Origin of the sequence: Lactococcus sp. SK2-659 (genome assembly GCF_020218185.2) — a bacterium.
GTDB classification, from domain to species: Bacteria; Bacillota; Bacilli; order Lactobacillales; family Streptococcaceae; genus Lactococcus; species Lactococcus lactis.
The window spans coordinates 360,211-382,579 of sequence record NZ_JAIWQZ020000002.1 but is presented as its reverse complement, the minus strand read 5'-3'; the positions used below and the strand labels follow the sequence as shown (position 1 = coordinate 382,579).

Annotated in this window: 22 protein-coding genes and 2 tRNA genes; 8 read left to right on the top strand and 16 right to left on the bottom strand. The window is 35.8% G+C overall.

Annotation, left to right across the window (positions count from 1 at the left end; translation table 11 throughout):
• Positions 1–241 precede the first annotated feature (241 nt).
• The gene (locus LDP15_RS09065) at positions 242–1,030 is read left to right on the top strand and encodes a hypothetical protein (RefSeq protein WP_015425767.1); all 789 of its coding nucleotides are present in this window, start codon (positions 242–244) and stop codon (positions 1,028–1,030) included.
• 127 nt (positions 1,031–1,157) lie between these two features.
• Here LDP15_RS09065 and LDP15_RS09060 read toward each other — a convergent pair whose 3' ends face one another.
• Positions 1,158–1,886 carry an MIP/aquaporin family protein gene (locus LDP15_RS09060; RefSeq protein ID WP_015425766.1) on the bottom strand — a complete coding sequence of 243 codons (729 nt, stop codon included), beginning with the start codon at positions 1,884–1,886 and terminating at the stop codon, positions 1,158–1,160.
• A 155-nt stretch (positions 1,887–2,041) separates the two neighbouring features.
• On the opposite strand from LDP15_RS09060, the gene LDP15_RS09055 reads away from it, so the two are divergent.
• The 3 genes from LDP15_RS09055 (at position 2,042) to LDP15_RS09045 (ending at position 5,947) form a co-directional block, all read left to right on the top strand.
• A complete protein-coding gene (locus LDP15_RS09055) occupies positions 2,042–2,785 on the top strand; it encodes a MurR/RpiR family transcriptional regulator (RefSeq protein ID WP_015425765.1) in 744 nt (247 codons plus the stop codon).
• 150 nt (positions 2,786–2,935) lie between these two features.
• A complete protein-coding gene (locus LDP15_RS09050; protein WP_015425764.1) occupies positions 2,936–4,267 on the top strand; it encodes a PTS sugar transporter subunit IIC in 1,332 nt (443 codons plus the stop codon).
• A gap of 9 nt (positions 4,268–4,276) precedes the next feature.
• Entirely contained in the window at positions 4,277–5,947 is a 1,671-nt protein-coding gene (locus LDP15_RS09045) for a hypothetical protein (protein ID WP_015425763.1), read from the top strand.
• A 98-nt stretch (positions 5,948–6,045) separates the two neighbouring features.
• Here LDP15_RS09045 and LDP15_RS09040 read toward each other — a convergent pair whose 3' ends face one another.
• The 5 genes from LDP15_RS09040 to tsaB are packed head-to-tail and all read right to left on the bottom strand — an operon-like array spanning position 6,046 to position 9,004.
• Positions 6,046–6,246, bottom strand: a complete 201-nt coding sequence (locus LDP15_RS09040; RefSeq protein WP_003131704.1) for a DUF4649 family protein — start codon at positions 6,244–6,246, stop codon at positions 6,046–6,048.
• Positions 6,246–7,286, bottom strand: a complete 1,041-nt coding sequence (gene tsaD, locus LDP15_RS09035) for a tRNA (adenosine(37)-N6)-threonylcarbamoyltransferase complex transferase subunit TsaD (RefSeq protein ID WP_015425762.1) — start codon at positions 7,284–7,286, stop codon at positions 6,246–6,248. The genes LDP15_RS09040 and tsaD overlap by 1 nt, the downstream gene beginning before the upstream one ends.
• 2 nt (positions 7,287–7,288) lie before the next feature.
• Entirely contained in the window at positions 7,289–7,759 is a 471-nt protein-coding gene (gene rimI / locus LDP15_RS09030) for a ribosomal protein S18-alanine N-acetyltransferase (RefSeq protein WP_012897153.1), read from the bottom strand.
• Positions 7,756–8,325, bottom strand: coding sequence for a ribosomal protein S18-alanine N-acetyltransferase (rimI, locus tag LDP15_RS09025; protein WP_010905268.1), 570 nt, complete (start codon positions 8,323–8,325; stop codon positions 7,756–7,758). Before rimI (LDP15_RS09025) ends, rimI (LDP15_RS09030) begins: the two co-directional genes overlap by 4 nt.
• A complete protein-coding gene (tsaB, locus tag LDP15_RS09020; RefSeq protein WP_015425761.1) occupies positions 8,279–9,004 on the bottom strand; it encodes a tRNA (adenosine(37)-N6)-threonylcarbamoyltransferase complex dimerization subunit type 1 TsaB in 726 nt (241 codons plus the stop codon). Before tsaB ends, rimI (LDP15_RS09025) begins: the two co-directional genes overlap by 47 nt.
• A gap of 309 nt (positions 9,005–9,313) precedes the next feature.
• On the opposite strand from tsaB, the gene LDP15_RS09015 reads away from it, so the two are divergent.
• From LDP15_RS09015 to LDP15_RS09005, 3 genes are all read left to right on the top strand, one after another.
• Positions 9,314–9,544, top strand: a complete 231-nt coding sequence (locus tag LDP15_RS09015) for an RNA polymerase epsilon subunit (RefSeq protein WP_003131711.1) — start codon at positions 9,314–9,316, stop codon at positions 9,542–9,544.
• Positions 9,545–9,716: 172 nt separating this feature from the next.
• Positions 9,717–11,399 carry a ribonuclease J1 gene (gene rnjA / locus LDP15_RS09010; protein ID WP_003131712.1) on the top strand — a complete coding sequence of 561 codons (1,683 nt, stop codon included), beginning with the start codon at positions 9,717–9,719 and terminating at the stop codon, positions 11,397–11,399.
• Positions 11,400–11,619: 220 nt separating this feature from the next.
• Entirely contained in the window at positions 11,620–12,273 is a 654-nt protein-coding gene (locus tag LDP15_RS09005; RefSeq protein ID WP_225513385.1) for a hypothetical protein, read from the top strand.
• A 31-nt stretch (positions 12,274–12,304) separates the two neighbouring features.
• Here LDP15_RS09005 and add read toward each other — a convergent pair whose 3' ends face one another.
• From add to dapD, 9 genes are all read right to left on the bottom strand, one after another.
• Positions 12,305–13,363, bottom strand: a complete 1,059-nt coding sequence (gene add, locus LDP15_RS09000) for an adenosine deaminase (protein ID WP_015425757.1) — start codon at positions 13,361–13,363, stop codon at positions 12,305–12,307.
• Positions 13,364–13,636: 273 nt separating this feature from the next.
• Complete coding sequence (locus LDP15_RS08995) at positions 13,637–14,080, bottom strand: SprT family protein (protein ID WP_010905264.1); 444 nt, start codon at positions 14,078–14,080, stop codon at positions 13,637–13,639.
• A gap of 96 nt (positions 14,081–14,176) precedes the next feature.
• Positions 14,177–16,315 carry a Tex family protein gene (locus LDP15_RS08990; RefSeq protein ID WP_225513384.1) on the bottom strand — a complete coding sequence of 713 codons (2,139 nt, stop codon included), beginning with the start codon at positions 16,313–16,315 and terminating at the stop codon, positions 14,177–14,179.
• A gap of 126 nt (positions 16,316–16,441) precedes the next feature.
• Positions 16,442–17,053, bottom strand: coding sequence for a 30S ribosomal protein S4 (rpsD, locus tag LDP15_RS08985; protein ID WP_015425755.1), 612 nt, complete (start codon positions 17,051–17,053; stop codon positions 16,442–16,444).
• A gap of 589 nt (positions 17,054–17,642) precedes the next feature.
• Positions 17,643–17,716 (bottom strand) — tRNA-Pro (locus tag LDP15_RS08980).
• A 301-nt stretch (positions 17,717–18,017) separates the two neighbouring features.
• Positions 18,018–18,091: transfer RNA gene (locus tag LDP15_RS08975), tRNA-Arg, on the bottom strand.
• 141 nt (positions 18,092–18,232) lie between these two features.
• Positions 18,233–19,351, bottom strand: coding sequence for a polysaccharide deacetylase family protein (locus tag LDP15_RS08970; RefSeq protein WP_015425754.1), 1,119 nt, complete (start codon positions 19,349–19,351; stop codon positions 18,233–18,235).
• A 122-nt stretch (positions 19,352–19,473) separates the two neighbouring features.
• Positions 19,474–20,628 (bottom strand): N-acetyldiaminopimelate deacetylase, encoded by a 1,155-nt coding sequence (locus LDP15_RS08965; protein ID WP_015425753.1) that lies wholly within the window; start codon positions 20,626–20,628, stop codon positions 19,474–19,476.
• A gap of 138 nt (positions 20,629–20,766) precedes the next feature.
• On the bottom strand, positions 20,767–21,537 hold the full coding sequence (gene dapD / locus LDP15_RS08960) for a 2,3,4,5-tetrahydropyridine-2,6-dicarboxylate N-acetyltransferase (RefSeq protein WP_010905260.1): 771 nt from the start codon (positions 21,535–21,537) through the stop codon (positions 20,767–20,769).
• 32 nt (positions 21,538–21,569) lie between these two features.
• Here dapD and LDP15_RS08955 point away from each other — a divergent pair, with 32 nt between their 5' ends.
• Positions 21,570–21,758, top strand: a complete 189-nt coding sequence (locus LDP15_RS08955) for a hypothetical protein (RefSeq protein WP_042230033.1) — start codon at positions 21,570–21,572, stop codon at positions 21,756–21,758.
• Here the strand turns inward: LDP15_RS08955 and LDP15_RS08950 are convergent.
• Positions 21,748–22,359, bottom strand: coding sequence for a thiol-disulfide isomerase (locus tag LDP15_RS08950; RefSeq protein ID WP_225513383.1), 612 nt, complete (start codon positions 22,357–22,359; stop codon positions 21,748–21,750). The two genes, LDP15_RS08955 and LDP15_RS08950, sit on opposite strands and share 11 nt — an antisense overlap.
• Positions 22,360–22,369 lie beyond the last annotated feature (10 nt).

Genomic DNA, 22,369 nt, shown 5'->3' with positions numbered 1-22,369 from the left:
CAAAATAATTCTAACCCATTTTAATTTATCTGACAATGACCTTTTTGTAAATATTCTGTTAACAGTTACCATTGTACGTAAATACCGAACTTTGTTTTATAAAACTACATTTTTTTGTTTTTTTAAAGATTTGTTTTTTATAAAATACAAAAAAACAGCTTATATTGTTTGTATATACCAAACTTTAGCTTAATGATGTATTGTTTGATAAGGCTGTCAAACTTTCTGCTATAATAAAGTTATGAAAAATTTAACTTTTACGGTCAGCATGTCTGACCTTGGTTTAGAAATTCGTCTTCCATCAACTGCCTTTTTACGTATTTTTGATCAAAATAACGCACGTTTTGATTTGCAAAATGATGAGCTATTCTTTTTACTAAAAAAAGGGCAGATTAAAATGATTGCCAATGATTTAGAATTAATTCCTAAGTTAGAATTTGATAAAGTCGTGATTTTAAATATGGCTGCCTATGATTTAGAGCTGGAATATCTAACGCAATATTTAGTTAATTTGGCTGAGGAAGCTGGCATTATTTTACGTGATAAAGCCGAGCCAATTAAAATTCCAAGCAATATCGAAAAAGCTTGTGCCATTTCTGCTGACGAGTTTTTGACCGCTTTAACTGCTTTTGGCATTAAATTAGAAAAGAAAAAAGCTTTTTCTCCTAAAGCACAACATCGCTGGAAAAAAGGACTTTCTGAAGTTGAATTTTTTGTTAATCGTTCCGACAGTAAAGCGACCATTATTTGGGAAAAATCCAATCAACTCGTGATAAAAGCCGGAGCAAAAATCGCCGAAAGCGGTGGAATGAAATCTGATGGTACACCAGGTTTAGCCTATCGTTTTACACAGACTTTAAGAGAAGAACAAAAAGCCAATTGGGATGCTAAAACATTCACAACTACTGAGGATATTGTCTTAAAATCAGTCAATGAAGTGGGACATTTCCTTTACTTCGCTGGAACAAATAGCTGGTTACAATTGGTCGATAAAGAAGGACGGACAATTCATGAATTATCTGTGGTCTAGTAATAATATGATTATGACAGACAAAAACTGTTCAAAGTTTAAAAAATTTATAGCAAAAATACTGATGGATAATCCTATCAGTATTTTTTGTATTCAATAAACTTTTTAAGTCTTCAATTTTTTTATTTCAACTTCCCAAAATAAATGTAGTGAATGTCCAATAAGCACCCATACCAACTAAAGCACCTAAAAGCGGTCCTAAAAATGGAATCCAAGCATAAGACCAGTCTGAATTCCCTTTATTGGCAATTGGCAACCAACTATGAATTAATCTAGGGCCAAAATCACGCGCAGGATTCAAGGCAAATCCTGTTGTTGTCCCTACTGAAAAACCAAGAACCATGATTAATCCACCAGTAAATAGTGGGCTGACTAAGGCGCTAAAATGATAAAAACTAAAAGTCAATATCATGCCAACAAGCAAGGCGGTGGAGAAAAACTCACTCATAAAATTTGACCACGATTTACGTATACTAGGAATTGTAGAAAAACATGACAAAATTTCACTTGCCTCCTTAGTTTCTTGCCAATGAGGATAAAAATAAATCCATAATATAATTGATGCAAACATTGCACCTAAAATTTCAAAAATGCTATACAGAAATGCTTGAAAAAAACTAATATGTCCAAGAACTGCAAAAACTAGAGCAATGGCTGGATTAAGTATTGCTGGTGAGTAAAACTGAACAGCATAAATTGCAAAACTCACAGCCAAACCCCAACCTATAATAATTGTTAACCAACCAGAATTTGTTGATTTTGTCTTCTTTAGTAGATTAGCACAAACTACCCCATTCCCAAGCAAAATCATCAAAAAAGTACCAAAAAATTCTCCAAAACAATTTTGTATCAGCATTTTATTTTTATCTCCATAAAAATTTTTCTTAATTCTATCATTTCACAGAAAAAAATAAAAGTTATCATTTACCTATTTACATTGAAAAATTATAAAATGTACCACTTTATTCATTCTAATCATAAACATTAGATATCTTACTTAAGGAGCCATATATGAGCATTTTTGGAAAATTGGATTTTACCAGTTTAACACCAACAGAAAAAGCAATTTACAACTATTTACAAGACCATATAAAAGAGATTCCATCCTCCAGTATTCGACAAATTTCAGCGGGTTCTTATGCTGGAACAGCTTCTGTTATGAGGCTTATTCATAAAATGAATTATAAGTCCTTTAATGATTTCAAAAATTTTGTCAAACAAACACAGAAAGATAATAAACCATCAAGTGACTTTTTTAATTCTTTATCTATAGACATTTATCCAAGCAATTTACTCCAAAAATTAGAAGCTCTTACTGAGATGATTTTACATTCAGAAAATATCTTATTTTTTGGAGTTGGAGCTTCAGGAGCAACCGCTACTTTGGCTACTCGTTACCTTGCAAATCTGGGAGTTCCTGGAGTTTTCTCATTACAAGATGCTTCTTGGCCAATTGCCAAGCAACTTCAAAATGTTGCCGATACACTTGTTATTATCTTATCTGTGTCAGGAGAAACTAGCGAAGTTCTCGAAGCAATGGCTGGTATGCGAAAAAACGCGGATACAAAAATTGCTGTGATTACGGCAAATCCCAGTTCTGAAGCAGCTCTTTTATCTGATTTATTTATTAGCTATCAGATTAATGAATGGCATGTTAATTTTTCCGATGATATGACCAGTCAAATTCCAGCAATGTTTATTTCAGAAAAACTTGCTAAAGCCGTTTATAAAAGGCTAAAAGAATTAATAAAATAAGGGAACACTCTGTCCCATTTATGGGACAGTTCCAAAATCAAAAAAAATAGTTTCAAAACGTTTTTACCTCTTGAAAAGGTAAAAACGTTTTTTTATACTAAAATTAAAAAAAAAATAAAGCGCTTTCTAAATGAAAAAGGAGAACTTTTTATGAACACATTTATAAATGAGACACTTATGCCTCCGATGATGAAGTTTTTGAATACTAAGGCAGTTACAGCGATAAAAAATGGTATGATGTATATTTTACCCGCAGTTATCGTCGGATCGATTTTTCTAATCCTTGGTCAACTTCCCTGGCAAGCTGGACAGGACTTCATGAATAAAATTAAGCTAGGACCACTCTTTCTTGCTATCAATAATGCTTCTTTTGGAATCATGGCTCTCTTTGCGGTCTTTGGAATTGCCTATTCTTGGGTAGAAGCAGAAGGTTACAAGGCTGCACCAGCTGGTTTAATCGCCATTATCTGTGATATTGTTCTTCAGCCAGATATCATGACCAATGTAACTTCTATTGCTACTGGAAAACCCAGCTCTAATTACTATATTTATAATGTCATTGACCGCACTTGGTTATCTGGTAAAGGAATGGTGCTAGCCATTATCGTCGGCTTAATTGTCGGTTGGCTTTACAGTTGGTTTATGAAACACAATATCACAATTAAAATGCCTGAACAAGTTCCTGAAAACGTAGCTGGTTCATTCACTGCATTAATTCCAGCTGCTGCAATTGTTACACTCTTTGGTATTTTAGAAGGAATTTACACAATTGCCTTAAATACTACTTTTGTTGAATGGGTTTATAAAGTCATTCAATCACCATTGCAACACGTTTCTGATGGACCTGTCGGAGTGTTCGTTCTTGCATTTTTACCTGTATTTATCTGGTGGTTCGGTGTTCATGGTTCTTCAATAATTATTACTGGAATAATGGCTCCTTTATTAGCTGCCAATGGTTTGGATAACGCTAAACTTTATGCCGAACATAAACTTTCTTTAGCAAATGGAGCACATATTGTTACTCAAGCTTTCAGCGACCAATTCATTATCAGTACAGGTGCCGGATTAACCTTTGGTCTCGTTGTCTATCTACTCTTTTTTGCAAAATCCCAACAAATGAAAGTTTTGGGGCGAATGGAACTTGGACCTGCAATTTTCAATATCAACGAACCGGTTCTCTTTGGACTTCCAATTGTTCTTAACCCCATACTTGCTATCCCATTTTTCCTTGCACCATTGCTTTCAGGATTTCTAACTTATTTTGCTATTTATTTTCAAATCATTCCGCCTTTTAATGGCGTTTATGTCCCTTGGACCACTCCTCCTATTATCTCAGGTTTGTTAGTGGGTGGCTGGAAAACAGCAATTTGGCAAGCTCTAATGCTTGTCATGACTATCTTTATTTATTTTCCTTTTGCTAGAAGTTACGATAAGATTTTACTGGCACAAGAACAAGAAAATCAAGCCGAAGAAGAAAGTTAGGAGATATTTATGCAAAGTAGTATAACTCATTTTAAAGCATGGAAAAAAGGAAAAGTTTGGCTTTATTCTGCAAGTTTAATTACTTTTCTCCTTTTGGGCGCTGTGACAACACAGCTAGCAAAAGCTGATGAATCTACTGCTTCACCGCTAACATCCCTTAATTCGCTAACCCCTAATTCATTAGATGCAAGTGCATGCTCAAGCAATAGTGAAACTTCTGAAATATCTACTGTTAGTTCAGTAATTTCAAGTACTCCGCAAATATCTGAATCCTCAAATAGCACCTCAACCGCTTCAATCAGTTCTTTATCAACCTCTCAATCATCGGATATGCCGACAAGTCAGGCTTTGGATTCTTCTATAGCTCTTTCGAGTTCATCAAGTATATCTAGTTCATCTACTACAGTTGACACATTAGATGCCACCACTTCTGCAAGCAACAGCAACATTTCTAGCCTAGCCGCTACACAATCAAGTCTGGCAGATTCATCTGTTAGAGATTCAAGCTCTAGTAATACAATCGCCAATGATATAAGTATCACTAATCCTGATACAACACTTTTAAATCAAACTAGTAATTCGGGTATTTCTGCGACTGACCAAACGACTCTTGCTAATACAACAACTCTTGATTTTTATAACATTGCAGGCGACGCTCTTTCTGTTGGTCAAGCCTATTCACAAGTTGCTAACCCTGGATTTAATTCTCTCAAAACCGGGGATATCCTTACTGTTCATCTGAATGGTCAAAGCACCGGACAAACTTATCAAATATTACTAGCCGTAGATTCTGATAACTCTCTTTCTGGCTATCCCGATAATGGCATGCAAGCAATGGCAGTTTCTCCAATCATAAACGGGTTTACAAATACTAGTAGCATTATTATTGCTTATGCAGCAACTAATCCCTATTTTAATGAAATTAATGATTGGATTACAGACATTGAAACTGTAGTAGGTGGAAGCCAGTATTTTGTACCATTAAATGGTGGACCCACCTTACCTAGTCAAGCTGTAACTGCTAAACAATTTGCTGACTCAATCATTTCACAATATCCAAAGTCTAGTTTTGCAGTAACAGGTATTTCTCTTGGGGGATATTTGGCACTAGCAATTGGGGCGCAAGAACGAATTCCAGTTGTTGCCTTTGTTGGACCAGACCCTTCAAATATTTTGTCAACTGCTGATATCGCTTATGTTCAAGCTCATCCTAATCTTTATTTTAATATTAGAAATATGTATGATGTCATACTAGGAGCTTATGGAGGAAATGGTTTAAACGCAGCAGTCTACTATGACGAAGGTAATAGTGGTCCTTTTTACAGCCATACACCTGACTATCAGTTTAATATCGATGGCTCACTTATAGAACCCGCTTCTCCAGTATGGGGACCAATTATCAACGATATTGTCACCGCTCCAGATTCTATCATAGCTCCAGTTGTTAGCCTGCTTACAACTGCTCTAAAGTATTCTAATGAAAACATTTTCCCTATTGTAACTCCGGCAATAAATACTATTGTTTCTTCAATTCAACCTATTACTACGTCCTTAACAAATGCTGTGGCAACAACAGTTAACACTGCAAATAATCTTATATCACTCGCAACGACAACTGTCACAAACACAATCTCTAGTGTCACAAATTCTATCGTTGCCTTACTGCCTAAATGGTGGTAAATTTGAATCAAAACATAAAAAAAATTACTGATGAAAATCGAACCTATCTGTAAAGTTTCAACAGTTAGGCTCTGACAATTCTGTCAGTAACTTTTTATTTATTTCATGAGTTCGTAGTAAAGTTGGCCCATATTTCCTTTAAAATCAAGGACTTCGTCAGCAATTTTTACTTCAACAACTTCAATTTCATCAGCAATGGCATTATAATCGCTTTGTTGAAGGGCTAGGAAATCGTTGACTCCGTCAAATTCTTCAGTAAAGGTCATGCCATTTTGAAGTTTTCCAATTAATTTCATCATTAAACTTCTCCTTCTTCTATGTCTTCAAAAACGAGACTAGGTTTTGCATTTAAATCTAATCCTGCTTGAACATTTTCCAAACCTTTTTTCCATTCAATATATGCTGCTGCTGCAATCATTCCAGCATTGTCACCACAGAGTCTTAAAGGAGGAATAATTAACTTTTCGTCAGCAATTTCTGCTGACAAACGTTCGCGTAAGCCTTGATTTGCTGATACTCCACCGCCAATTATTAGCGTTTTTACTGGATATTTTTCCATGGCTAATTTGGTTTTGGCCATAAGGACATCGACGACCGCAGCTTGAAAGGAAGCAGCTAAATTTTCTAAATCATCAGCAATCACGTCATTTCCTTTTTGATTTTCGTTATGAACGAGATTAATAAAGGCTGATTTTAAGCCTGAGAAGCTAAATTCTACTTCATGTGTGTTCATCATTGCTCGTGGGAAATTGTAAGTATCAGCTCCTTTGTGTGCTAATTCATCAATGACTTTTCCACTCGGATAAGTCAGGCCCATCACTCGACCAACTTTATCATAAGCTTCACCGGCAGCATCGTCACGAGTTTCACCAACTTTTTTATAGCTTCCTTCTTTTTCTACGTAAACAAGTTCAGAATGTCCACCTGAAACCAAAAGGGCCATAGCTGGATATTCAATGGTATCCACTAAACTTGCAGCCATCAAATGACCGGCCATGTGATTAACTGGAATCAAAGGAAGATGATTTGCCCATGCAAAAGTTTTTGCTGCCATGATTCCAACTAACAAAGCGCCATTTAAGCCTGGACCTTCGGTCACCGCAACGGCCGTCAGTTGGTCAGCCGAAATTTCTGCTTCTTCAAGTGCTGCTTCAATACAAACAGTAATTTGTTCGACGTGATGACGGCTGGCAATTTCTGGCACAACTCCACCAAAGCGTTTATGACTATTGATTTGACTGGCAATGATATTACATAATAATTCATTTCCATTCTTTAAAATTGCCACTGAAGTTTCATCACATGAAGTTTCAAAGGCTAATATATAATTATCTTTCATTTTTAAAATTGCTCTTTTCTCATTAACAAAGCATCTTCAAGAGGTTTGTCATAATAATTTTTTCTTGTATGATAAATCTTAAAACCAAATTTTTCATAACATTTTTGAGCGGCAAGATTGGACTTCCGAACTTCCAAAAATAAAGTCCCACTAAATGTTGACACTTCTGTCAGTAAAAAACTCGCTAGTCCTTGCCCCTGAAAATCAGGATGAATAGCGATATTTGTAATTTCTAATTCATCCATTATTGTTGAAATCGCTAAAAGACCAACAATTTGCCCCTCTTCTTCTAGGAAGAAATAATCGGAATTTTCATTGATTATATCAGCTAAAATGTAAGCTCGTGTCCACGGTGATTCTTCGTAAGCAAGTGACAAAAGTTCATAAATCTGAGCTGATAGGTTTTCTATGGTTGGAAAATATTTTTTATCTTCTAATTTTTCTTCAAAGTAAGAGAGATGTTTTAGTTTCATTTTTTCAATTTCTTAATCATCCAAATGGCATCAGCACCGTCTTCATAGTACTCTGGCAATAATTTGTCAGTGACAAAACCTTGCCTACGATAAAGTCCTTGTGCTTTAGTATTGTCACGACGGACTTCCAAAGTCATCTCATTTTTTCCGAGTGCGCTCATCAATACAATCAGTTGTTCAATCAAAGTTGAGGCAATTTGTTGTCCTTGAAAGGCTTTAAACACTGCGAGATTAGTGATATGTGCATCTTGACCATGGTGATTGATTCTAGTTCCAATAAAACCAATGACACTGCCAGAAATTTCGGCCACAATGAAAAAGGCTTCATCATTTTTGACAATTTCATGTTCAAAATGAGAGAAGGTCCATGGAATATCTCCATTGTAAACATCTCGTTCAATCGCAAGCAAAGCAACAATATCAACTCTGTCTGCCAATCGATAGTGAACACCTTCTCGGTCATGTTCAAGTTCAATGTCAGCCATTTCTAAATAACGACGAGGATTAAATTTTTTTCCACTAAACCCTTTGAACGTAGTCGTCAGGAGTGTTTTCAGCTTTTTCATGACTTTCCAACCATTTCTCTTCGGCCTCAACTTTTTTGAGGTAATTTGGCACAAAAGCGTGCACATTTTCAGGAGTTAATTTTTCGGCAATCTTAGCAATTTCATAGGCTGACGGGAGCTTTTCTAAACTGTCAGAAATGATTTGTTCTTCAGAGAAACCAGCATTTTGAATTGCTTCAACGAAATTATCAGTTTCTCCTGTGAAAATAATTTGTTCAAATGAAGAAACTTTTTCTGATAAATCAGCCAAAAATTCACTAAAATTACAATGTTGATCCGCAATTATTTGCTGACCATTTTTATAAAGAGCTGCATAGGCATTTCCACGTCTTGCATCAATTATCGGAAGCACGTAAGCATTTTTGTCTTGAACACGATTAGCAATTGCCAATAAACTTGATAGACCAACAAGCTCTTTATTTAAGCTAAAAGCCAATGTTTTTCCAACTGTCGCAGAAAGTCGCAAACCTGTATAAGAACCAGGGCCTTGTGCTACCGCAATCCGGTCAAGTTCTTTGGCTTCAAGACCAACTTGAGCCATCAAAAAATCAATGCTTGTCATCAAAGTTGTACTGTGATTTTTTTTCAAATTTAATGTTACTTCACCAAGTAATATTCCGTCAGCAACCACAGCTACTGACAAAGCCTTTGATGAGCTATCAAATGCTAATATTTTCATTTTTTACCTATAATATTTCTGAAAGTATGTTATTTTTTAATTACTGATAGACTTTTACTGACAGCCACTTATCCAATGCGACCTATCTACAAATAATTTTTATCTTCTCTGTCATCAGTTCTACTTCCTTATATTTTACCACGCTTGCCTTGCAAGTTCCACCATTATTTTTTAGGAAGCGCTTCATTTTTAAAATTAATGAACTCAACTTTCCATTTCCTTGCAAATATGCTAAAATGATAGTAATTGCAAAGAACAGCAAACACGAACTATTAAGAAAGGAACGAGCTTTTGCTCGTGATTTATAGAATGATTTTTAAAGTTTTCTACCAAAAAGATAATACCCGCTCACCACGTCGTGAGACTACTGAGGCTCTTTACCTCGACCTTGATGTCGCTACTAAAGAAGAAGGAGTTATCCTTGCACGCGAACTTCTTGCTAAAAATACTGCCTACCACGTAGAGTTTATTGACTCACTTTCTGATGAATCTGTCGAATATGAAAAAGAAACTGGCGTATTTGAAATCACAAGCTTCTAAGACTGACTGGAGTGTAAAGGAGAGCACTTTAGATTTTTGTCAAAAATGACAGCAATCTAAAGTGATTTTCTTGTACCTTTAAAATTCTGTCAGTAAATATTACATTAAAAAACCGAACTGACCAACTTGTCAGTCAAAAAATAAAATAAAAAATCCAAAGAATAGGAGAAACATGCCAAAGCAACTTAAAATAAAAGCTGATGAAGTCGCAGTTTACGCCATTGGCGGACTGGGCGAAATCGGTAAAAATACTTACGGCGTTGAGTATAAAGATGAAATTATCATCATTGACGCCGGAATTAAATTCCCAGAAGACGATTTATTAGGTGTTGACTACGTCATCCCTGATTATACTTATATCGTTGAAAATATTGATCGTATCAAAGGTCTCTTCATCACTCACGGACACGAAGACCACATCGGAGGAATTCCATTCCTCTTGAAACAGGCCAATATTCCAATTTATGCTGGGCCATTGTCACTTGCGCTCATTCGTGGAAAGCTCGAAGAACACGGGCTTTTACGTGATGCTAAACTTTATGAAATTCATGCAGATTCAGTCATTAAATTTAATCATTTAAGTCTTGACTTCTTCCGCACGACTCACTCAATTCCAGAACCTTTAGGGATTGTTGTGAATACTCCTCAAGGTAAAATTGTGGCTACTGGTGACTTCAAGTTTGACTTCACACCAGTGGGTGAACCTGCTGACCTTCACCGAATGGCTGAACTTGGAAGCGAAGGCGTTTTACTCCTTCTTTCTGACTCAACCAATGCTGAAATTCCAACTTTTTCACATTCTGAAAAAGTCGTTGGTGCAAGCATCATGAAAATTTTTGAACGTATTGAAGGTCGAATTATTTTCGCTTCATTTGCCTCAAATATTTTCCGTTTGCAACAAGCCGTTGACGGAGCAGTTAAGACTGGACGCAAAATTGTCGTTTTCGGTCGTTCAATGGAAAAAGCAATCGTGAATGGTTTGGAACTCGGTTATATCAAAGCTCCTAAAGGAACCTTCATTGAACCAAATGAAGTTAATCAATACGCTTCACATGAACTTTTGATTATGTGTACAGGTTCGCAAGGTGAACCAATGGCTGCCCTTTCAAGAATTGCCAACGGAATGCACCGTCACATTACCTTACAAATGGGTGATACGGTTGTCTTCTCATCAAATGCTATTCCTGGGAATACCCACGGTGTTAACCAATTGATTAACAAAATCGCTGAAGCTGGCGTTGAAGTTATTTATGGTAAAATGAACAACATTCACACCTCTGGTCATGGTGGGCAACAAGAGCAAAAACTCATGTTACGTCTCATCAAACCGAAATACTTTATGCCTGTTCACGGTGAATATCGAATGCTCAAAATTCACGCTGGACTTGCTCAAGATACTGGTGTCCCTAAAGAAAATTGTTTCATTCAAGAAAATGGTGACGTCCTTGCATTAACTGCTGACAGCGCAAGATATGCCGACCATTTCCCAGCCTCTGACACTTATGTTGATGGTTCAGGAATTGGTGATGTCGGAAATGCTGTTCTTCACGACCGTCATGAACTTTCAGAAGACGGAATTGTCCTTGCGGTTGCAACCGTTGACTTTGAAAAGAAAACCGTTCTTGCTGGCCCTGACATGCTTTCGCGTGGATTTATCTATATGCGTGAGTCTGGTGATTTGATTCGTAGTGGTCAACGTGTCCTTTTCAATGCCATTCGTGAAGCGATGCATGAAGAAAACGCAAATGAAGCTTCTGTGGCTCGTGCGATGCGTGAAGCACTCTCACCATTCCTCTATAAACAAACTGAACGCTCACCACTTGTTGTTCCAATGATTATGACACCTGATGAATAATATTTATTAATAAAAAAAGGCTGAATATATAATGATTCAGCTTTTTTTATTGTCCTAAAGCAACACCTTAGAAATAAAAATATCTAAATAAAGCTCATTCCAAAAATAGATTATACCCAAGTAGAAATATATTCTAAGATTATAGTAATCATAGCTAAATTTTACTTTATAAAAATTTACTGCTATTATTATAAAGTAATAAAAATGGAGAATAAATCTTATGAAAAAAACAATCCTTTGGTCAGCTACATTTTTGAGTTTATTTGCATTAGCAGCCTGTTCAAATTCTAAAAGTTCTGAGAATCAAACCAAAAAAGAAACTACTTCTAGTTCTAAAGTTACCTCAAGTTCAAAAACTAGCAATAGTAAAAATTCTGCTACTCATTCTACGAGCTCTTCTGCTTCAAGCAGTCAAGCAAATACCAATAATTCTGAAAAAGTACAAAAAATTTCTTCACCTTTATCTGGATATAGCGCTAAACAGGTTGAGTATGCACGCGTAACCGAAACCCTTCTAAGTTATTACAAATATGATTATCAACCTGTTTCTATCAGTGTTACTAAAAATGGAGCTAATCACCAAGTCTTTCCTTTTTCTGGTTCTGTAGTTGTTCCTCAGGACGCAGTAACATTATCTTTTAGTTCTGATAATACAATGGCTGGAACCACTTTTGTTACCTATAGTTCTAATCATAATGGGTCAATCAATTTTTATAAAGACCCAAATCATTACCAAGACGAAAGATATCTTAAAGATTCTGCTTGGGTAAAAGAAGAATCTCAAAAACTATTGGACAGTAGCCAAACGCTTGCCATTCCAACTTCATTTGATGAACAAGCTGCTCAAATCATTTCTAAGATAGAAATTAAATAATAATAATTCATCTAATATAAAAAACCTCTGATTATTCAGAGATTTTTTTGTATTCTTTGGTAAATCTTTGATGAAGTTCTTCTTTTTCTTCTTGACCAATAAAGGCGCCATCAATTGCGTAATGATTTATTTTTTCAAAATCAGAAAGTAAAAAATCTGGGTACCAAGCTGAGATTTTCTCATATTCTTTGCTTAAATTTGTAGCCGAAACCATTCGATTATCGGTATTTAATGTCACGTGTATTCCTTTGTCATAAAGTTCTTTAAAAGGATATTGCGCAAGCTCTGTCACCGCTTTTGTTTGAAAATTGCTAGTTGGAGCCATTTCTAAAACAATTTGTTTTTCAATCATCATTTTTTGTTCGGCTTCGGACAGATTTTTAGTCATAATTCCATGTCCAATGCGACTTGCCCCCATTGCAATTGAATCTAAAATATTTTGCTCACAGGCTGGGCATTCTCCAGCATGAAGCGTCACATTGACACCCTTAATTTTTACATCATGAATCAAATCTACAAATTTTTCCTGTGGATAATTTAATTCATCACCCGCCATATCAAATCCGACAAGATGTTCATCAGGAATCTTATCAAAAAGTGGCAGCAGTTTTTGTAATTTTTGAATTGGTTCTTGTTTTAATCCACAAACGAGTGCATTTGCTCTTATATCAAAATCATTTTCTGCACGTGAAAGTCCGGCGATGACAGCCTCTACTGCTTCTTCAAGGGTTAGATTTTCTAAGAGATGTTGACTTGGAGCAAAACGGATTTCAATATATTTAATATTATCATTTGCTGCCTGTCTGACAACATCATAAGCAGCTAACTCTAAATTCTTATAAGTTTGCAAAAGTGGTAAGACGAAATCAAAACGTTGCAGGTATTCTAGCAAATTTTTTGTATTTTCTGGGGCTTGTGCCTTTTCTAAAATTTCCTCATCGGACATTGTCATATGAATTCCAGCATTTTTAGCGAGTTCTTTAATGACTGACAAGCTAAGCGAACCATCAAGATGGCAATGAAGTTCAACTTTTGGCATTTGAGCAATAATTTCTGATTTAAGCACGAGTTTCTCCCTTTTCTTTTTCATCCAATATTATTTTACATGATATAAAAGATTTCGAGCTAAATAGCTCGAAGTCCTTTAAAAATGTATTTTTACTATTCTACGCTTTTTTGTGAGAAAAAGCAATTATCATCTTTACACATTTATTTTATCTTGTGGATAAGATTTTTTTTGCTCAATTAAGCCATTTTTTTGTAATTATCCCCAATTTATCTTAACTTATTCACAGTTTTTGGGGAAAAAGTGAAGAAAATGTGGATAAACTTCTTAATTCTTAATAAAAAACAAGCGGAATTTTTAATTTCCGCTTGTTTTTAAGATTAATTTCCCTCGACATTTTCCACAGCGATACTTTTTTGTATCAATTTTTCTTTGTCGAGGATAAAGTTGGCCGCAATTTTGACAGCTATAATAATATTTTATCTTCTTATCAATCACTGAGGGAGCATATCGTAAGCCACCAACTTGTGACAGAAGCCTTTTAAAATCAGCATCTCGATGTTTATAACCTCTTTTAGACCGATACAGATGATAATGAGTTAATTCATGAAGTATCACTCCTTCAAAATCTTTAAGTTCAGCCATTTTAGGATTAAAATCTAGATGTAAATCTTTGGGAAAGAAACGACCACCAGTTGTCCGTAAGCGTTGATTCCATTTTGCTTCGTGGTCAAATGATTGCTTAAAATATGTGAGTGATATTTCTTTTACTTTTGCTGTCAATTCTTGATTAGTTAACACTTTTCCTCCTTTGACAGGCTCGCACAAACGACTGTCAGTAAATTTTACTGACAGCTTCGCTTAATGAAACTAGAATCAAAAAAATTTATTGACAGATTATTTTTCTCGTGGGTTCACAAAGGTTAAATTAATTTTCCCTCTTTGTAAATCGAGAGATTTAACCCAAACCGTTACGATTTGCCCTACAGCGACAACATCACTTGGATTTTTGACAAAAGATTTACTCAAATCAGAAACGTGTGCCAAGCCATCATTTTTAATTCCGATATCAATAAAGGCACCGAAATCAACAACATTACGAACTACACCTTCAAGTTGTTGACCAATTTGTAAATCTCCAGCTGACAAAACATCTTGTCTTAAAATTGGGGCATCAAAACTATCACGCAAATCACGGCCTGGTTTTTGTAAATCATTGATAATATCAGTCAATGTTTCCTGACCAAGAGCAAGTTTTTCAGCCATTTCAGGAATATTTACTGACGAAAGTTTGGTCAGCAATTCTTCGTTACTGACAGGTTTATCAGCGGAAATTTCCGCCAAAAGTTGTTCCGTCACTTTATAAGATTCTGGGTGAACACCGGTGTTGTCAAGGAAATTTTTACCTTCTGGAATTCTTAAGAAACCTGCCGCTTGTTCAAATGCTTTAGCTCCCAAACGTGGGACTTTTTTTAGTTCCGCTCTTGTTTTGAGTGCGCCATTTTCTTCACGATATTTTACTACATTCTGTGCCAAACTTTTATTAAGGCCAGCTACGTGCGAAAGCAAACTAGGACTGGCTGTATTGACATTAACACCAACTTGGTTAACTACTGTTTCCACGACAAAATCAAGATTTTCTGTTAATTTTTTCTCAGAAACATCATGTTGATATTGACCAACACCAATGGCTTTTGGTTCGATTTTTACAAGTTCAGCCAATGGATCTTGCAAACGGCGTGCAATCGAAATTGCTGAACGTTTTTCAACAGTCAATTCTGGAAATTCTTCACGTGCCAACTCGCTCGCTGAATAAACAGAGGCTCCAGATTCACTGACAATCACATAATAAACATCAGAAAAATTATTTTCCTTGAGTACTTCTGCAACAAAACTTTCAGATTCGCGACTGGCAGTTCCATTCCCAATCGCAATCATATTCACACCATATTCTCGAATGAATTTTGCTAAATCTTTTTTCGCTTGAGCAATTTGACCTGCATTTGCTGGCTTCACAGGATAAATGACCGTTGTCATCAATAATTTACCTGTCTCATCAACAATAGCAAGCTTTGCTCCAGTACGGTAAGCAGGGTCAAATCCCATGACTACACGCCCTTTAAGCGGAGCCACCAACAACAGATTTTTCAAATTTTCGCCAAAAACTTCGATGGCAGAAGCTTCAGCTTTTTCTGTCAGTTCAGTCCGAATACTACGTTCCATAGCCGGAATCAATTTTTTCTTGACAGCATCTTTAATGGCCACTTGCATCATTGGATTATTTTGAGCAGCAAAACGGGCGGCAAAATAACGTAAAATTTTGTCTTCGTTATTTTCAAATTTTACTGACAGAATCCCCAATTTTTCACCACGGTTTAAAGCCAATACACGATAATTTGGTAATTCTGAAACTTTTTCTGAGAATTCATAATACATTTGAAAAACTTGCTTTTCATCAACGGCATCTTTTTTCAAACTACTTGTCAGTAAACTATTGTTTTTGATTTCACCAGTCAGCCATGAACGCAAACGCGCATCTTCAGAAATCGCTTCTGACAAAATATCCACGGCACCTTCCAAAGCTTTTTGAGGGCTTGTAAAATTCTCATTGACAAATTTTTCAGCTTCTTCTTCAAGATTCGCTGAATTTTTTACAATCAATTGAGCCAAAGGAAATAAACCATTTTCCTTTGCAATCGTTGCTTTTGTGCGCCGTTTTTCTTTGTAAGGCAAATATAAATCTTCAACTTCTGTCAGTTTTTCAGCAGCCAAAATTTGTGTTTTAAGCGAATCAGTCAACTTACCAAGCTCTTCAATTTTTGACAAAACAGCCGTTTTACGTTCTGATAATTTTGTCAGTAAATTATCTTCATCAATAATTTTTTTGATTTCAACTTCGTCAAGTGAACCTGTTGCTTCTTTACGATAACGAGCAATAAACGGAACTGTGTTCCCCTCTGCCGTCAATTCTAATACTTTTTCAACTTGTGAATTTTTGATATTCAACAATTCAGCAATTTTTTTAACATTTTCCACTTAGAAATAATCCTTAACTAGTTTTTGTCATCAATTTTAAAGGACAGTGTCCTACCTCTATTTTACCAAAAAAGTCACAAAAAAATCGCTCCCAAACAGGAGCGATTTCAAAATGCAAATAAGAAATTACATCATTTTGTTGTAGAATTCAACGATCAATGCTTCATTGATTTCTGGGTTGATTTCATCACGTTCAGGAAGACGAACAAGAGTTCCTTCAAGTTTATCAGCATCAAATGATACGAAGTTAGCGCGACCTTTAGTAGCTTCAACAGCTTCAAGGATTGCAGGAACTTTCATAGATTTTTCGCGAACTGAGATCACTTGACCAGGTTGTACGCGGAATGATGGGATATCAACGCGATTTCCGTCAACAAGGATATGTCCGTGGTTTACGAATTGACGTGCTTGACGACGAGTAGTCGCAAGACCAAGACGGAAAACAACGTTATCAAGACGTTGTTCAAGCAAAGTCATGAAGTTGAAACCAACAGTTCCTTCTTTAACTTTAGTTGCAGCAATGTACAAGTTACGGAATTGACGTTCAGAAAGACCGTATGAAAAACGAAGTTTTTGTTTTTCAGCCAATTGAAGACCGTATTCAGAAAGTTTTGAACGGTTGTTTGGACCGTGTTGTCCAGGTACGTAGTTACGACGAGCGATTTCTTTACCAGAACCAGAAAGTGAGATACCGTAACGGCGTGATTGTTTCCATGATGGACCAGTGTAACGTGACATAATTTATGTCCTCCAAATATTTTATTTGAAGAATATTGACAGCCTCGAATTCGTTCATTTTACCTTCGCTTATAGCTTCAGTTACTTGACACAAGGAGTATAATAGCTTACGCTCCCTGACATAACAGCAAAATGTTGACGAGCTTTCTAGCTGACTGCTATATTCAACTTTTCTATTATACCAAAAATCCTTATTTTGTCAATATTTTTCACATTAGAACGAGTGATTTAAATAAAAAACTCATCTGCAAGAGATGAGTTAGAAAATCAAGAGATTAGGATTCAATTTTAAGTAATTTAAAATTCCTAAACAAAAATTATTTTTCTTCTTTTTTAGCTTCTGGTTTTGGTGCAGTTCTTACGCCTACTGCGTTGAAATGTTTTTTACCGTTACGTTTACCAAATTTATGTGATTTATATGCCATGATGGCTCCTTTCATTTAATGCTCGCTTTTAGTAATTTTCTAAACTCACATTATCACTTGAATTTTATCATATCTTGATAACACTTTCAAGAATTATGGAAGATTATTTAATTTTGACATCAAAAAAACTCATCCACGAAAGATGAGTTAGGGTTAGTCGGTAATCGGGAAGACAGGATTCGAACCTGCGACACCTTGGTCCCAAACCAAGTACTCTACCAAGCTGAGCTACTTCCCGTAGCTAATATTAAATTTTTGAAACTTCTTTGTTCAGTATCTCCACTTTTAAAAGTACTTGTAAAGTAAATTTGCTTCGCAAATTCCTATCCACAGCCTCAAAGCATGCTTTGAGCTCTACCAAGCTGAGCTACTTCCCGGACATGAAGTGCTTGACGCTTTAGCGTTTAGCAATTCAGTTCTTCGCGCTTATCGCGAAGTTCCAAATATTATTTTAGAATTTTTAAATTCTTACCGATACTGATATTTTATATAAAATATCAGTATCAAACAAAAAAATGACTTTCGCCATATTCTGTTTATGCAAGCGGTAGGATTCGAACCTACAACCGCCTGATTCGTAGTCAGGTACTCTATCCAGTTGAGCCACGCCTGCGTTTCTCTCAAACGACTATATTAGTATATCAAGTTTCCCATAAGTTGTCAAGAATAAACTCATTGGATATGAATTTTTTAGAATAAACCTTCGTTAAAAACGAATAAAAAGAGCAGAATCACTTCTCCTCTTCTTATTTTATTATCTACCAAAATAAACTTGTTGAGCCTTAGCTCCCCCATCTTGTACTGTTAGCAAAGTGCTGACCGCTACAAAGGTATAACCTTGTGCTTTCAAATTTTGAATAATCTGCGGCACAGCATCTACTGACCATTGGTGAATATCATGCATCAAAATGATTGCTCCATCATGAGCGTAAGTCGAAACATTTTGAACAACTGGAGCACTTGTACGATAACGCCAGTCATTTGTGTCAACAGTCCAATTAACTGCACTTAAATTTGTTTGACTTAAAACAGATTTATTATAACTTCCATAAGGTGGACGGAAGAGTGTTACGTTTTTACCTGTAATTTTATTAATTAACTGATTTGCACTCTCAATTTCTTGCTTTTGTTGGTCTGGTGAGAGTGTTACCAAGTCTTTATGGTCCCATGTATGCGAAGCGACTTCATTTCCTCTATCAGCTTCTTCTTTAATAATTTGGGGGCAGGCTTGGGCTTGTTTTCCTAAAGCAAAAAAGGTTGCTGGAACTTGTGCATCTGATAAAATTTTTAATAATTGAGGGGTCGTATTAGGGTTTGGTCCATCATCAAAGGTCAAGGCAATCAATTTTTTATTTGCATATTGATTTTGAACGTTCGCAATACGCTCCGCTTCTTTTTGACGCTCAATAAGTATTTGTTTGTCAGCATTTACTTGTTTTGCCAATGCTTCTTTGTCTGATTTCTCATACGGAGCCTTTAATAATTCTAAAGCCTCTTCAGAGCTTTTTATTCCTTCTTCACTTATATTTTCATGGGCTTTTGCAACAATCTGGTTTACTTTGTCAATCTCTGACAAATAGTTTGTCAATTGGCTCATTGATTTATCTAAAGAAGTTTTATCTTTAACATGAAGCTTATCAATTAACTTATGAGCCTGTTCAATATCGTTTGCTTTTCTTGAATCATAGGCCTTGTCTTTTGCATTTCTCGCCTCATCTACTTGTTTTTCATAAGCAATTTTTTGCTTTTGAACTCCTTGATCATAATAATAGGTTCCTACTCCCGCTACCACTATTAATAACGCACCTATAAGCAAGGTAAGCTTCCAAAAAGCTTTTTTTGCTCCTTTTGATTTTAATCTTCTTTGTTTCATTATTCTTCCCTAAATAACTTTTATCATTTCAAAAAAGTTCAATTGTAACAATTTAACTACTGAATGATTTAAAAAAACTCTATTTTCCTATCTTAACATATCTATTCTTAAGATTAAAGCCATTAATTTATCGTTTTTTCATCTTCTGATAACCTATTAACTTTAAATTGTAAAAATTGGCTAATTGTATCAACAGCAAAATCAAGAACATTCTCGTCTGGATTCATTTTTTGTGAATGAAGGGGAGCATCACTATCAATTCCTAACCAGAACATGACTCCAGGAATTTTGCTCAAAAGGTAACCAAAATCTTCACCAGTCATGGCTGGAGCGATGTCAATAAGATTAGCCTTAGTTTCTTTTTTGAAAAAATCCATCAGTTCTTTAGCAAGTTCAGGATGATTTTCAACTGGAAGATAGCCGCCTTGTTTAAGTTTAAGCTCAATTTCCATGTTAAAAGATTGCGCGATTCCATTTGCAAGTTCTCTTAAACGTTTTTGAGTCAATTCATTGACTTCTTGGGTCAGACTCCGGATAGTTCCATGTAAAAAAGCACGTTCAGCGATAATATTATTTGTTGTTCCAGCTTCCATTTCCCCAAATGTAACCACTGCTGAAGCTAACGGATCCACATTACGGCTTACAATCGTCTGAACTTGAGTGATAAAATAAGCGGCTGCCACCAAAGCATCATTTGCTGTGTGAGGAAAAGCAGCATGTCCTCCTGTTCCAATAAAGGATAATTCAACTTCACAAGTTCCTGCAAAAAGCGTATGCTGATTCGTAGCGATATCTCCTACTTTTAAATCTGGTCTGACATGTAATCCATAAAATTCATCAGGAAGCCAATTTTCAAATGCTCCAGCATCATACATTAATTTTCCGCCCGCTTCATTTTCTTCAGCAGGTTGAAAGAGAAAGAGGAGATTATCTCTTGGTTGACTTTCTCTCATTTTTTCCAATAAACCAAGAGCAACGGTCATGTGAATATCGTGTCCACAAGCGTGCATTCGCCCATTTTTACTAGCATAAGGTAAATCGGTTAATTCCTCAATAGGCAGACCGTCAATATCTGTTCGCCAACCAATTGTCTTTTGACCCTGACTTCCTGCTAGATAAACTAGAATACCGGTTTGCCATGTTCTCACTTGAATAAATGATTTATTTTGAGTCAGTTCTTGAATAATGTCTAGTAAATACTTTTGAGTTTCGTATTCTTCAAGACCAATTTCAGGAATTTGGTGAAGCTGCCGTCTGATTTCGATTAAATTTATCATATTTTTTCCTCATTACTAAGCTAAATTTCAAAAGTTTTTTTATTTATTTTACTCTTTTTTGGCTGTATATTGCTCTTTTTAGCAAAAAAACTTTTGCTAAGATTAACAAAAGTTCAGAAATAAGCTATTTCTTTAATTTTACAAATTTCTAAGGGCATCTTCTAAAGCCGTTTTTTGTTGTGTTTTTTCATCTATTTCTTTGATAATTCGAGCTGGAACACCAGCAACAACAACGTTTTCTGGAACATCTTGGGTAACAATTGCCCCTGCTGCAACAACGGAACCTGAACCGACTTGTACTCCTTCGATTACAACAGCATTGGCTCCCACAAGGACATTATCCCCAACACGAACAGGTTCAGCACTTGCAGGCTCAATAACACCAGCCAAAACAGCTCCAGCACCAATATGAGAGTTCTTACCAACCGTTGCACGGCCACCCAAAATTGCCCCCATATCAATCATTGTGCCTTCACCAATTTCAGCTCCGATATTGATGATAGCCCCCATCATAATGACCGCACTATCGCCAATAGTTACTTGGTCACGAATAATTGCTCCTGGCTCAATTCGAGCATTGATTTCTCTGGTATCAAGGAGAGGAACAGCTGAATTTCGACCTTCAAGTTCTAGCGTGTAATCTTTATTCTCAGTCAAGCCAGAAAGCAATGGACGTACTGCTTGCCAATCTCCAATGATAATTTTTAAGCTGTAATGTGTGTGAAAATCTCCCAGAACTTGGATTCCTTTATTGGCTAATGCCTTAAAATTTGGACGCCCATTTTCAGCAAGAAAACCAGCTGCTTTAAAACTAGGCATTCCTGATAAGGTTACCTTGACACGTGTTTTTTTCTCAGCGTTCCCGATAAATTGAATTATTTCTTGTGCTGATAGTTTTTGTGCTTCCATTTTTACTCCATTCTAGGGCCATTCAGTTATTGATGACACTTTATAGGCCTTTTTATGATTCTGTCAGTAAAAAATTTACTGACAGAATCATTTTACCTACAATATTATTGTTCTATATTATAGCAAATTATCAAATATTTGGAAAATTTTCAATTCTGCTTAAAGAAAAAACAGCCGAAACTGTTTTTTTACTGACAGAACTGTCAGCATTTATTTTATAAACTCAGAAAGACTTTCTTTCTTTTTATCAAATTTGACAAAAGTTCCGTCAGCACTTCTCTTCATAAATGTTGGAACGGTTTCTACTTCGTGAGCTTTGCGAATCGCTTGTAATTCTGGATTGAGGTCTGTATTTTCTGTGTCAACGTAATAAATCATTTTGTCAGCATAGTCAGGAAGAGCCTTAACAAATCTTCTGGTCCAAGGACAAGTGACACGTCCAAAAAGAACAAATTGGCCTTCTGTCAGCTCTGACAGACGTTCTGGCGCAAGTGGAATTAGTCCTTTTACATTTTCAAAAAATTCAGTGCGCATTTCTCCAGTGTAAGGTCTTTCGACCCATTCACCAATAACAATAAAGGTATTGTCCTCAGGAGCAATAAAAGAAAACATGAATCTTCCATCAACAGCTGGCGTAATTGGACTTACAGGAAGTCCAAGTTCAATGATTTTATCATGAATTTCATCAATTGTCTCTACGAAAATTGCTAAAGTTTCAGGATTTGGGTCATAGGTTTCATTAAGTGCTACTTCATCTTCCAAACCTAATTCTTTCCAAAAAATTTCTGCATTTTCCAAGCTATTTACGTTTAAAGTAATCATTTTTTCTCCT